Below are 12,204 nucleotides of genomic sequence, written 5' to 3' on the forward strand. Positions count from 1 at the left end.
CCCGGATAGGGCACACCGGCGGCGGCGCGGCCCTCGACCAGCGACAGGATCTGATCGCCGGTGGTCAGGCTGGCGTGGGCAAAGCCGTAGCCGTCCACGGCGGTGTTCGCCTCGGGCGGATTGGCGCGGGGGGCCGTGACGGGTGCTGCCAGAACGCGGCCAAGCGCCTGCGCCAACGGCGCGCGGGTCTGGCCCACCACGGGACGCAGCCGGTCGCGCAAGAGGGCGAGTGCATCGTCCACAGGCGTCCAGTCCACGCCAGCGGGCAGCGCAAAGCAATCGTTGCGTAGGGGCGGCGGTCTGAGCGGGTCATCGGCGGCGGCGATCAACTCTGCCTGATATCCCAACCCCAGAATCCAGCCCTCCTCGGGGGCATCTACCGCCAGCATCTCGGACAGCCGGTCCTGCGGCACGCGGGCCAGCGCGCGCGCCAAGAGCCGCACCTGATGCGCGTCGCGGATGCCTCCCTGCGCCTCGGCGCGTTTGACGGCGGCATTGATCAGCCCCGGCCAGATTTCGACCAGCGCCACGGGCTTGTCCAGCACCTCGAACGGCCAGACGGACACCTGCCCGTAGAACCTGCGCCGCAACCGATTGAGCACCGGCAGCCCGGTCAGCATCTGCCCGCCCACAGCCCCCGCGCCGCCCATCTGCCAGCAGGTGAAGGCCCCCGGCGCCCGCGCCTCTGCGGCGCGCCGCTCGTCCATGCCATGACCCGCGCGCGTATCCTTGCGCGGCAAGCCCTCAATCTCGCGCTTCAGTCCGTTGAACCAGAACGGTCCCACGCCGGGAAAGCGGCCGTTGATCTCGGCCGCCACGTCAAAGCGGTTATTGCCGTCCGGCGCGTCCTCGATCACCGTTTCCAGCCAATCCCAGACCGCAAAGGGATTGTCGCACCCGGTCAGACCCTGTGCAAATCCCGCCGGAAATCCAAAAGGAAAATCCACCCCGATGAGCAGTCTGCGCCCCGCTGCAAGCTCTGCCTTGATCAGGACCACAAGCGCCGCTTCGGCCTCTGCCCGGTTGCGCAGATAGAGGGGAGGCTCCTCCGTCCCGTGGCGCGTGACCCCGAGCCAGATCGCATCCCGACACGGGCGCGGGCCGGTATCCTTGGCCCCCGACCAATCCAGCATCGCAAAGGTGTCGAACGGGGTCACAATCCCACCTCGGCCAGAATGAAATCGGCAATCGCCTTGGTGTCGTTGAGGTCAAAGAGCGGACGGTCGATTTCAAGTGCTGTATCGCTGGCCACCGCGCGGATGGTGGGATCATCGGTGGCAATCAACGGATTGCCGGTCTCGGCCCGAAACGCCTCGACCTTGGGGTGGCGGTCACGCTTGTAGCCCTCGACCAGAACCAGATCGACCGGGGCGAGTTTCTGCAGGAGGGTTTCGAGGCTGGGTTCCTCAGCCTCGCGCAGTTCATGCATCAGGGCAAAGCGGTTGCGCGAAGCCAAGAGGACCTCGGTTGCGCCTGCGACGCGGTGGCGATGGCTGTCTTTGCCGGGTTGGTCCACGTCAAAGCTGTGATGCGCGTGTTTCACGGTCGAGACAGTATAGCCGCGCCCGGTGATCTCGGCCACAAGCCGCTCCATCAGCCCGGTTTTGCCAGCGTTCTTCCAGCCGGTGACGCCGTATATCCTCATGCTGCTGCTCTCCTGCGTGCCACGTCGAGATCTTCGGGCGTGTTGACGTTGAAAAAGGGATCAAGGGCGTCGTCGAACACCGCCTCGCGCCCGTGGTGTTTGTCGGTCCAGATCACCACTTTGCGCAGCCCGTCCAAGAGCGCCGCGCGCAGGTCGTGGCGTAGCGCCGTGGGCCAGAGGCCGAAGGTGGGATGTCGGATGAGGCCGCTGCCGCTCATGGATTTGGTGTCCGTATCGCCGCGCGGAGTGGCGGCAAGGACGAGGGGGTGGGTCATGCCCTCTGCCGTCTGTGTCAGATGCGCGACCAGATCGGTCGGGAAAAACGGCGTGTCGGCTGCGACGGTGACGATTATGTCGGCCCCCTGCCCCGCCGCCCAGTCAAGCCCGGCGAGCACGCCCACCAGCGGCCCGGCGAAACCGGGGATGGGATCGGGCAGAACCGGCAGGCCGAAGGCCTCAAAGCGGGCGGGCTCGCCATTGGCGTTGAGCGCCATCGTCCCCACCTGCGAGGCCAGACGGTTGATCACGTGCGCAAGGATCGGGCGCTCATCAAGCGGCAAAAGCCCCTTGTCGCCGCCCCCCATGCGCGTGGCCTGACCGCCCGCAAGTATGACCCCGAGGGGACGGCTCATACGTCTGCCCCTTTGCGGCGGTGTTTCTTGTCCTCATCCCCTACGCTGTCGGGGTCTGCATCGCGCAGGAGGCGGTCATCACCGGAAAGGCAGACAAAGCGTTTGCCGCGCATCCGGCCTATCAGCGTCAATCCCACTTGGCGCGCAATCTCGACCCCCCAAGCGGTAAAACCGGAGCGCGAGGCGAGCACCGGAATCCCCATCATCGCGGTCTTGATTACCATTTCCGAGGTCAGACGCCCGGTGGTGTAGAGGAGTTTATCGCCCGCCTCGACGCCCTCGCTCAGCATCCAGCCCGCGATCTTGTCCACAGCGTTGTGGCGGCCCACATCCTCCATATAGACCAGCGGGCGGTTGCCCTGACAGAGCACGGTGCCGTGAATCGCCCCCGCCTCCAGGTAAAGCGAGGGGGTGCGGTTGATCACGCTGGCCAGCGCGTAGAGATCGGAGGTCTTGACTGTCACGGCAGGCAGGGTCACGCCCTCGAGCCCCTCCATCATATCGCCAAAGACAGTGCCCACGGCGCAGCCGCTGGTGCGGGTCTTCTTCTTGAGCTTTTCCTCATAGTTGGTCTGGCCATCGGTGCGCACGACCACAGTTTCCAACTCTTCGTCATAGTCCACGCCTAAGACCGTTTCTTGCGGTCCGAGCATGCCCTGATTGCGCAGGAAGCCAAGCGCCAGATATTCGGGATAATCGCCAATCGTCATGGCGGTCACGATTTCCTGCGCGTTGAGGAAAATCGTGAGCGGGCGTTCCTCGACCACCGAGATTTGCGTGCGATTGCCGTCATGGTCCATGCCCTCGACCGAACGGGTCAGACGGGGGGCTGCGGGATCGGGCGCGATGAGATAAGACAGGAGGTCGTCGGTGGTGGCCAATTGCATCTCCTTCTGGCATTGGGTAGGCGGTGTCAGAGCACGGGGGCAACTTAGGGGCAAGCGGTGCATAGGCAAACCACCAATTCGACCTATTGGCAAGGCGTGCGCGACGGCGCGCCCTTCATTCTGGTGATTGTCCCGTTTTCGCTGCTCTTTGGCGTGGTGGCGACAGAAGCCGGGCTGAACGTGTTTGAAACGCTCAGCTTTTCGGTTCTTGTGATCGCCGGGGCGGCGCAATTCACGGCGCTGCAACTGCTCAGCGATGGCGCGCCTACGGCGATTGCGCTTATTTCAGCCTTGGCGGTCAATCTGCGGATGGCGATGTATTCGGCCTCGCTCACGCCCTATATCGGCGGGGCGAGTTTGGGACAGCGGGCACTGGCCGCCTATTTCACGGTGGATCAGAGCTATGCCTGTGCGATTGTGAAATTCGAGCAGAACCCCGATTGGACGGTGCCGCAGCGGTTGGGGTATTTCTTTGGGGTGGTCACGCCGATCTGTCCGCTCTGGTATATCTTTACGCTGGTGGGGGCGCTGGTGGGCACCTCGATTCCCGAGGGGTTGGCGCTCGATTTTGCGCTGCCGATCACCTTTCTTGCGATGATTGCGCCGATGCTGCGCACGCCGGCGCATCTGGCGGCGGCGTTTGTGTCTGTGACCTTGGCGCTAATCTTTGCCTTCCTGCCCTATAACCTCGGGCTGCTGGTCGCGGGCCTTGCGGGCATGATGACTGGCGCGCAGGTCGAGCTGTTGCTTGAGCGGCGCAAGGAGGCGCGTTTGCCATGATCGACAAGACAAGCCTCTGGATCGTGATTGTGTTGCTCGGACTCGGTAGTTTTGGGCTGCGGTTTGTGTTTACCGGGCTGATCGGTGACCGGCCCCTGCCCGCGTGGCTGTTGCGGCATCTGCGCTATACGGCGGTCGCGGTTCTGCCCGGATTGGTGGCACCTTTGGTGGTCTGGCCAGCAGCCACGGGCGGCACGCTGGATGCGCCGCGCATGGCGGCGGCGGCGGTGACGTTGATTGCGGGCTATGTGCTGCGCAATGTGATCGTGGCGATTCTTCTGGGTGCCGTGACGCTCTATGGTGGGCTGGCGCTGATGGGGCAGATCTGAAGCGGCGATGTCAGGCGAAGATTTGCGCTGCGTGCTCGGCCATGTAAATGCGCAACCACGGCGTATAGCGGGTGGGATGCATGCGGATCGCGGCATAGAGCGCGTTGAGCGAAATCCAGCGGGTGTCCATCACCTCTTCGGGATGCGGCGACAGGGCGCAGCGCGCAGGCAGGCGACACATGAACATATCCACGACCTCATGCTCGGTCAGCCCGCCGCCGACATCGGCGCGGTACTCAACCTGATCACGGTGGGTTAGGGTAAGGCCGGTGATGCCCAATTCCTCGGACAGCCTGCGATGCGCGCAGGCGAGCGGGTCTTCGCCCCAATGCGGATGCGTGCAACAGGTGTTGGCCCAGAGGCCGGGGGTATGATATTTTTCCAAGGCGCGACGCTGGATCAATAGATCCTCGCCCGCCATGACAAAGACCGACACCGCCTTGTGCCGCAAGCCGCGTTGATGCGCCTCGAGCTTATCGACAGCAACAAGATCGCCGCCGATCCATGTGGGGATGAGCGCGGTCATACGCGGGTGGCGGAGACCAGCCGCGTCAGATGGGCGAGGTTCTTCAACCCGATCTTGAGATGCGCCATCGGTCGCGCCCGCACCAGTTTCTTGTTCATATAGGCCTCGAATGTCAGCCGCTGCACGTCGACGTCATGGCAGAGCGAGACAAACCGCTCGCGCCGCTCGTCAGACTTATAATAGGCATTCTGCATCGAGGCCAGAACCCGGAATACGGTTTTATGGTCGCGCATGAAGAGTTGACGGGCCAATTTGAGATCGCGTGTGCGACCGGAGGCGAGGCAGGCGCTGGCGGCTGTCGCGGCAACCCGGCCACCCACCATGGCGTAGTAGATGCCCTCGCCCGAGGACGGAGCGACGACACCCGCGGCGTCGCCTGCCAACACGACGTCACGGCCATTGTCCCAGCAGTCCATCGGTTTGAGGGGAATCGGTGCACCCTCGCGGCGGATGGTCGGGCAATCGGTCAGGCCGGAGGCCGCACGCAGATCGGCGGTGGCCTGTTTGAGATCCACGCCCTTGACCATTGAGCCCATGCCGACGCTGGCGGATTTGCCATGCGGGAAGACCCAGCCGTAGAAATCCGGCGAAATCGCCCCGTCATAGATCACATCACAGCGTTTTGGGTCATAGGTGGCGGTCGCGGCCGGGGCCTCGATGATCTCGTGATAGGCAATGACATAGGGGATCTTGTCGCCGCCCGGCACCTCGGCACGGGCCACGTTGGAGCGCGCACCATCCGCGCCGATAATCAGGCGGGTGGGCAATGAGCGGTCTTCGCCTGTGGACTTGTCACGGTAAATCACGGCAGGGGTGGCGCCTGTGCGGTCAATGCGCAGATAGGTGCCAGTGGCGCGGATTGCCCCGGCCTGTGCGGCGCGGACGCGCAGAAACTCGTCGAACGCTTCGCGATCCACCATGCCGACAAAGCCGTTCTCGATGGGAATATCGACATGCCGCCCGGTGGGCGAGATCATGCGAGCGGTGGTGATCTTGGCGACGATCTGATCGTCGGGCAGGTGGAAATCGGCAATGAGGCGCGGGGGAATTGCGCCGCCGCAGGGCTTGATCCGTCCGGCGCGATCCAAGAGCGCCACCTTATGCCCCGAGCGGGCCAGATCCTCGGCTGCTGTTGCCCCTGATGGCCCGCCCCCGATTACGACGACATCAAACATGGTCATTCCCCCGGAACAAGTGTCGCGCCCCGGTCGCGACCGTGATCAATCACCCTGAGCGCGAGCAGCGCCGAGAGCACGAAAAGGCCGGCTTCAAAGAGAAAGACCGCGCCAAAGGCTGTTGCATCCGTATTCGAGAGCGCCCGCATGATATCGACGAGAGCGGCGCCAGAGAGACCGCCAAAGCCTGCGGCCATTGCCTGTGCCGCCCCCCAGAGGCCCATGCGTGTGCCTTCGCGGGCCTCGCGCCCCTGCCCTGCCAGAGCCATCATCGCGCCAATCGCGCCCACCGCGAACATTCCGTTGAAGAACCCGAGCACGACGACGATCGGGACGAGTGCCGCCGCCGCGCCCGAGGCCCCGAGCAGCGCAATCGCTGCAAGCGCCGAAGCCGATCCCAAACAGCCCGCCACAACCCAATGCCGGATCGAGCCAAGGCGCAGGCCCGTGGCCGCCACCCCGACGGTCAGCATGCCGAGAAAGACGCCGCCATTCTGCGCGCCAGAGAGTTGGGTGGATTGGCCGGGCGTGAAGCTGAAGACGAGACCGGCATAGGGTTCAAGGATAAGTTCCTGCATGAAATAGGCAGTCATCGACAGAAAAACAAAGATCGTGAAATGCCGCGCCTCGCGCTCACCCCAGATCTCGGCCAGCCCCTCGCGAAAGCGCAGGGGGGCATCGGCGCGGGCGGGCTGAACGCCGACACGCGCCTCAATGCCGTGGATGGCCAGTGCTGTCAGCACGACCGCGCCGACCGCGACGACGCCGACGATTTCGAGCAGCAACGCAGGGCTGTAGGGGTCCAGAAACCCGCCAACAACGGTCGCGGTCACCGCGATGCCGCCGATCATCATGAGCCAGGTGATCGTGGCCGCTGCCGCCCGGCGACGTGGGGCCGTGGCCGTGGCCAAGAGCGCCAGAAGCGAGGTGCCAGAGGCCCCGACCCCCACCCCGATCAGCGCATAGGCAAGGATTGAGAGGGCGAGGCCAAGCGCGAAATGCGACTCCATCACCACGACGCCAAAGGCCGCAAGATAGCCGCCCGAGGCCAGCACCGCCATGCCGCCAATGATCCAGCGGGTGCGATGACCGCTGGTGTCGGAGAGATAGCCCCAATTGGGCCGTGTGATCTGAATCCCGTAATGCAGCGCCACCAAGAGGCCGGGCAGAACGGCGGGCAGCGCCAATTCCACCACCATCAGGCGGTTGAGCGTCGAGGTGGTCAGCACCACGACCGCGCCAAGGCACATCTGCACCAGACCCATGCGAAAGATTTGCAGCCAATTCAGTGTCATCCTGCCCCTCCGACGATGCGGACGGCAAAGGCGGCGATCATCATGCCCGTGACATATGCGGTCACGCCCGTGCCGTTATACCAAGGGGCGCGGCCCTTGGGATCAGAGAGCAGAATACGCATCGCCCAGAATTGGCCAAGGACAAGTATGCCGATTGCGGCGGCATGCCACGGGCGGTCCCATGCAAGCAGCAGGCCGATCACGGCCAGTTGTGGCAGCGCCATGACGATGCAGGCGACGCGCGCCGCGCGCTCTGGTCCGAGCGTGACCGGCAAGGAATTGACGCCGGTCTGGCGGTCACCCTCCAATGCCTTGAAATCATTGAGGGTCATGATGCCATGCGCGCCGATGGCATAGAGGGCGGCAATCAGGATGACCGGCGCGCTCGGCGCGCCAGCGGCCAGGACAGCCGCTCCCGTGAACCATGGCAGGCCCTCATAGCACAGCCCGACAAGGCCCGGCCCCCAGATACCCGATCGCTTGAGGCGCACCGGCTCTGCCGAATAGGCCCAGGCGGCGAGCACTCCGAACACGGTTGCGCCAAAGCCCCAAGGGCCAAGAAATGCCCCCATGATCAGCGCCAAGACCGACATGGCGAGCGCCACCCAGAGACCCCAGCGACCCGGCACGCGACCTGATGGGATTGGGCGATGCGGTTCGTTGATCGCGTCGACATGGCGGTCACACCAGTCATTCGCGGCCTGACTCATGCCGCAGACCACTGGCCCCGCCAGCACCATGCCAAGCACCACCAGCCCCCAATTGCTCAGGGGGGATACGCCCGAGGATATCACCCCGCAGAGGTAGGCCCAGATGGGCGGAAACCATGTGATCGGCTTGATCAGGGTGAGCAGAGCCCGAGGCTCTGGCAGGCGGCGCGCAATGTGTAAAGACTCTGTGACACTCATAGTGTCAATTAAACTATACATTCACCTGTGAGGGAAGCAGTTTCTCGGGCCAAGCGATCACAACGCGGCTTAATCTTCGTCCTGCGCGTTGATCAGACCGAATTTGCGGAGCTTTACATAAAGGCTCTGACGGGAGAGCCCCAGCATTTCCGCAGCGGCCACGCGGTTGTTGTTGGTCAGACGCACGGCGGTTTCAATGCACATCTTCTCGACCACATCCGAGGTGGCCGAAACCAATTCCTTGAGCGAGGCGGTGCCTACAAGGTCCATGACATTGCGCATCGCCTCTTCGCTGACCACAGCAGAGGCCTCTTCGACAGTTGGCATGTCGCGCGGCGTCGTATCGCGGATGATCAGCCCGACGCCCAGATCGACATTGCGCCCGCGCAGACGTGCCGCCGAGATGTCAACCGAGGCACGGCTGCCGACGATGCTCTGGACATGCGCGCCATAGTTGCGCATACGCCCCGTCTTGCGGGTATTGTCGAGAATGAGTTTGAGATCGACGCTGCCGCGCGACAGGAAATCCGCCATGGACCGGCCCTGCACGTCGCGCAATTGCGCCGCATCCGACAGCACCAGAAATCCTTCGTTGGCATCACGAATGAGACCGTTGGAATCGAGCAGAACGATGGCGTCGCTGGCCGCCTCGAAGAGCGCCGTCAGCGATTGCGTGGATTCGGGGCGCGCCGCCTCTTCATCCTCGATGGGGGACATGCGGCAGAGCATGAGAACTTCGCCCGAGGCGCGAAAGAGATCAGGGGTCAGCTGGAGCAGGCGACCATTGCGTCGGGCCACGGCCTCGATCCCGGTGATTTCATCCGAGGCGGCGGCGGCACGCAGCTGGTCCATGAACGAGCCACGTCGCTGCCCTTCAAAGGCCTGCGCAAAGGCATTGCCGTTCAGCACGTCGCGCTTGGAGCCCAGCAGAAGCGCCGCGGCGGAATTGATATCGCGGATGCGACCCTGATCGGGGTCGATCAGCACAAGCGGAGTCTCGGAGGCTTCGAGCACGACACGGTAACAGGTCTCTATGCCGCGGAACTTCTCAAGCTCGCGTTCGCGAGCCATCTGTTCGCGCACAAGCCGCTGCTGGATTTCGGCCAAGGGCTGCATATCCCGGCCCAACAGCAGAACGCCACCGCTCTCGGGTTCGCGGTGGAGTGTGTAGCGCACCGGAAATTCCCAATTGGCATTGTCGCGGTGATTGAGTTCGATGGGGCGAGGCAAGCTGTCGGGGTCACCGCGCATATCAGCGATGCGGGCGTCGAATTTGATCCGACTCTCCGAGGTCAGGAAATTGCGGAAGTCCCGCCCGATCCAATGTTCAAGGCTGCCCAGCTCGGGCAAATCAGGGCTGACAGATATGGCAGTGACAACCGTCCTGTCATCGACCATGACGGCGATGTCAGAGGCTTGTTCGATCAGGCGATCGACGCTTGACGACCCGGGCAATCCACCCGTGTAAGGCCGCTCAGTCGTCCTGTTCTGCTTCGTCACGCTGTCATCCCAACTCTCGCGCGCGAGGCGCGCGGATTACGCATTGGCGTCGATTGATAACGGATCAACAACGGATGCAAGACCGCACAGCTCAATCGCTTCCCGTGCTGTCCGTACTGCAAAATCCGCTCCGGTCCTCTTTTCCACTTCTCTCGGCTTATCTACAAGACGCCCCCCAATGACGATTGGCGGACAGTATTCCAGATTAGAACGTAGGTAATCTATTAATTCTGTCAATCGTTCAAGCGTTTTCGCGCTTCCTGCGGTAATGCCCGCCATTGCAAATCGGCCCGAACCGAGAAGGTGCTGCAACTCTTGATTCTCAAGCCCGATGGCCATGTGAACCCAGATGCCATGCCGCCGGAATTGATCCGCTGCGACAAATGCGCCGATGGAGTGGTCCTCGAACGTCGGCACGATCATCAGGACCGATTGGCCCAGGGGAATGCTGCGATCCATCCAGCCGCCGAGATCCGCCGCGTCGCGCGACCGAAACAGCGCCTGAAGGCGCGCCGCCCCCACGGTGACATCGACAAAGCTGGCCTTGTCCTGCACCCACATTTCACCGAGAAAGCGCGCCGCGTCCGGCACGTAACTGTGATATATCTCATGCGATGGGATGCCATTGGCCACCATCGCCGCGACCACGCGCTGATGTGCGGCCTCGGATTCATCTGTCAGCGCGGCACAGAGTCTGGCAATCCACTCGCCCCGGCTCTTGGGAATTTCCCCGCCCTGTTTGTCGAGCGCCACCTTGCGCAACGCGGATTCGACGAGAAACCTAATTCCAGATGCTTGCGGACCAGACCCGCTATCGTCGGGTTCTCTCATGCGTTGCCCTCCCAGGCGACCCTGCTGTCCCACGATCCTCTGCGTGCCGCTATATTGCGAATCGCACATGGAACAAAAGGGCGGCGCGTTTTCTGCTCCGTCTGATTTAGTGTGCGTCTGCAAAGGTCAAATGTCAAATTATCCTGACAGATCGCTCTTAGAAATCGTACATCTACCTGTTATCTCCTCATATTCCTTGTGAACAAGGCGTAAGGCGTACTTTATTGCTTAAATTTTGCCCTGAATGGCCCATCGGGATCAGATGCGTCCAGCGAGAATGACAGATGCGCGGCCGATTAAAGTGTAAATTATAATTGACACATTTGGACTTCAAATCGTAGCATCAAGGAGAAGTGACCAGACAGGACCGGAGGGGATATGGCGCGACAGGCGCATCATCAACAAGCGACCGGGACGCTGTACACCGCCGCAGAGCGGATGCGCCGCGATGCTACGGTCTGGACGCTTGTGCAGGGCATTCTGGCACCGGTGCAGTTTCTGGTCTTTTTGGTCTCTCTGGGTCTGGTGCTGCGCTATCTTGCCACCGGCGACGGATTTGCGGCCGCCACCTGGTCGATCGTTGTAAAAACCGGCGTGCTCTATCTCATCATGGTGACGGGCGCGATCTGGGAAAAGGTCGTGTTCGGTCAATACCTCTTTGCACCTGCGTTCTTTTGGGAAGATGTTTTCAGCTTTGGCGTCATCGCCCTGCACACCGCCTATCTCTGGGCGCTTTGGACCCACGCCCTGTCACCGCAGGGCCTGATGGGCCTCGCGCTGGCGGCCTATGCGGCCTATGTCATCAACGCCGGACAATTCCTGTGGAAGCTGCGCATGGCGCGCCTTCAGGCGGGGGAAGCGGCATGAGTTTCGACACACCCCCCAGCACTGGATGCCGCGACGCCCCGGTCCTGCGCGAGCGCGGTCAGCATGAGGTGTTTTGCGGACTGACCGGCATCATCTGGCTGCATCGCAAGATGCAGGATGCCTTCTTTCTTGTGGTCGGCTCGCGGACCTGCGCGCATCTGCTGCAATCCGCCGCTGGCGTGATGATCTTTGCAGAGCCACGCTTTGGCACCGCCATTCTGGAAGAGACCGATCTGGCGGGGCTGGCGGATGCTCAGGCCGAGTTGGAGCGCGAAGTTGGCCGCCTGATCGCGCGTCGCCCCGATATCCGGCAGCTCTTCCTTGTGGGGTCTTGCCCGTCGGAGGTCATCAAGCTTGATCTCGCGCGCGCCGCCGAGAAGCTGAGCGTACAGCACGCCCCGCATGTGCGGGTGCTGAATTATTCCGGGTCGGGTATCGAGACAACCTTTACCCAAGGCGAGGATGCCTGTCTGGCCTCAATGGTTCCGGGTCTGCCCGAGACTGACGCACGCCAGTTGATGCTGGTCGGCGCGTTGCCCGATGTGGTCGAGGATCAGGCGCGCGACCTGTTGGCGCAGATGGGGATCACGGATGTGACCATTCTGCCCGCGCGCCGTGCCGATGATCCGGTGGCCGTTGGACCGAATACCGTCTTTGCGCTCTTGCAGCCCTTCCTTGGCGATACGCTGGCAGCGCTGGAGCGGCGCGGCGCACGGCATATCCCGGCCCCCTTCCCCTTTGGCGCGCAAGGCACGACCGGCTGGTTGCGCGCCGTGGCCGATGAGTTTGGCGTTGACGACGCCACGTTCGAGCGCGTCACCGCCGCGCC

13 protein-coding genes and 1 pseudogene are annotated in these 12,204 nt (G+C 63.1%); 4 read left to right on the forward strand and 10 right to left on the reverse strand.

From position 1 onward, the window contains the following. From VR71_RS13105 to VR71_RS13120, 4 genes and pseudogenes are all read right to left on the reverse strand, one after another. Window positions 1-1,157, reverse strand: a pseudogene (locus VR71_RS13105) (molybdopterin molybdenumtransferase MoeA); the annotation flags it as partial. After that, window positions 1,154-1,645: a molybdopterin-guanine dinucleotide biosynthesis protein B gene (gene mobB / locus VR71_RS13110; protein ID WP_045684624.1), complete on the reverse strand. Its 492-nt coding sequence runs from the start codon at window positions 1,643-1,645 to the stop codon at window positions 1,154-1,156. The gene mobB and the pseudogene VR71_RS13105, both read right to left, overlap by 4 nt. Then, entirely contained in the window at window positions 1,642-2,277 is a 636-nt protein-coding gene (gene mobA, locus VR71_RS13115) for a molybdenum cofactor guanylyltransferase MobA (protein WP_045684626.1), read from the reverse strand. The genes mobB and mobA overlap by 4 nt, the downstream gene beginning before the upstream one ends. After that, entirely contained in the window at window positions 2,274-3,164 is an 891-nt protein-coding gene (locus tag VR71_RS13120; protein ID WP_045684628.1) for a formate dehydrogenase accessory sulfurtransferase FdhD, read from the reverse strand. The genes mobA and VR71_RS13120 overlap by 4 nt, the downstream gene beginning before the upstream one ends. Window positions 3,165-3,221: 57 nt before the next feature. On the opposite strand from VR71_RS13120, the gene VR71_RS13125 reads away from it, so the two are divergent. Next, window positions 3,222-3,944 carry an AzlC family ABC transporter permease gene (locus VR71_RS13125; RefSeq protein WP_045684631.1) on the forward strand — a complete coding sequence of 241 codons (723 nt, stop codon included), beginning with the start codon at window positions 3,222-3,224 and terminating at the stop codon, window positions 3,942-3,944. Continuing rightward, on the forward strand, window positions 3,941-4,273 hold the full coding sequence (locus VR71_RS13130; protein WP_009819241.1) for an AzlD domain-containing protein: 333 nt from the start codon (window positions 3,941-3,943) through the stop codon (window positions 4,271-4,273). The genes VR71_RS13125 and VR71_RS13130 overlap by 4 nt, the downstream gene beginning before the upstream one ends. Window positions 4,274-4,283: 10 nt before the next feature. Here the strand turns inward: VR71_RS13130 and idi are convergent, their stop codons facing one another. The 6 genes from idi to VR71_RS13160 form a co-directional block, all read right to left on the reverse strand. Beyond that, on the reverse strand, window positions 4,284-4,799 hold the full coding sequence (gene idi, locus VR71_RS13135; protein ID WP_045684633.1) for an isopentenyl-diphosphate Delta-isomerase: 516 nt from the start codon (window positions 4,797-4,799) through the stop codon (window positions 4,284-4,286). Further along, a complete protein-coding gene (locus VR71_RS13140; RefSeq protein ID WP_045684648.1) occupies window positions 4,796-5,974 on the reverse strand; it encodes a geranylgeranyl diphosphate reductase in 1,179 nt (392 codons plus the stop codon). The genes idi and VR71_RS13140 overlap by 4 nt, the downstream gene beginning before the upstream one ends. Window positions 5,975-5,976: 2 nt before the next feature. Next, window positions 5,977-7,269 (reverse strand): BCD family MFS transporter, encoded by a 1,293-nt coding sequence (locus VR71_RS13145; RefSeq protein WP_045684636.1) that lies wholly within the window; start codon window positions 7,267-7,269, stop codon window positions 5,977-5,979. Further along, on the reverse strand, window positions 7,266-8,177 hold the full coding sequence (gene chlG / locus VR71_RS13150; protein ID WP_045684638.1) for a chlorophyll synthase ChlG: 912 nt from the start codon (window positions 8,175-8,177) through the stop codon (window positions 7,266-7,268). Before chlG ends, VR71_RS13145 begins: the two co-directional genes overlap by 4 nt. Window positions 8,178-8,246: 69 nt before the next feature. Further along, the gene (ppsR, locus tag VR71_RS13155; RefSeq protein ID WP_296430403.1) at window positions 8,247-9,677 is read right to left on the reverse strand and encodes a transcriptional regulator PpsR; all 1,431 of its coding nucleotides are present in this window, start codon (window positions 9,675-9,677) and stop codon (window positions 8,247-8,249) included. Between the two features lie 36 nt (window positions 9,678-9,713). Beyond that, on the reverse strand, window positions 9,714-10,541 hold the full coding sequence (locus VR71_RS13160; RefSeq protein ID WP_296430405.1) for a hypothetical protein: 828 nt from the start codon (window positions 10,539-10,541) through the stop codon (window positions 9,714-9,716). A 345-nt stretch (window positions 10,542-10,886) separates the two neighbouring features. Here VR71_RS13160 and bchF point away from each other — a divergent pair, with 345 nt between their 5' ends. Both bchF and VR71_RS13170 read left to right on the forward strand, forming a co-directional pair. Beyond that, a complete protein-coding gene (bchF, locus tag VR71_RS13165; RefSeq protein ID WP_009819248.1) occupies window positions 10,887-11,375 on the forward strand; it encodes a 2-vinyl bacteriochlorophyllide hydratase in 489 nt (162 codons plus the stop codon). Then, on the forward strand, window positions 11,372-12,204 hold an 833-nt coding region (locus VR71_RS13170), incomplete at its 3' end, for a ferredoxin:protochlorophyllide reductase (ATP-dependent) subunit N (protein WP_045684643.1). The genes bchF and VR71_RS13170, both read left to right, overlap by 4 nt.

It is taken from the genome of Roseovarius sp. BRH_c41, from assembly GCF_000961715.1.
Lineage (GTDB): Bacteria > Pseudomonadota > Alphaproteobacteria > Rhodobacterales > Rhodobacteraceae > Roseovarius.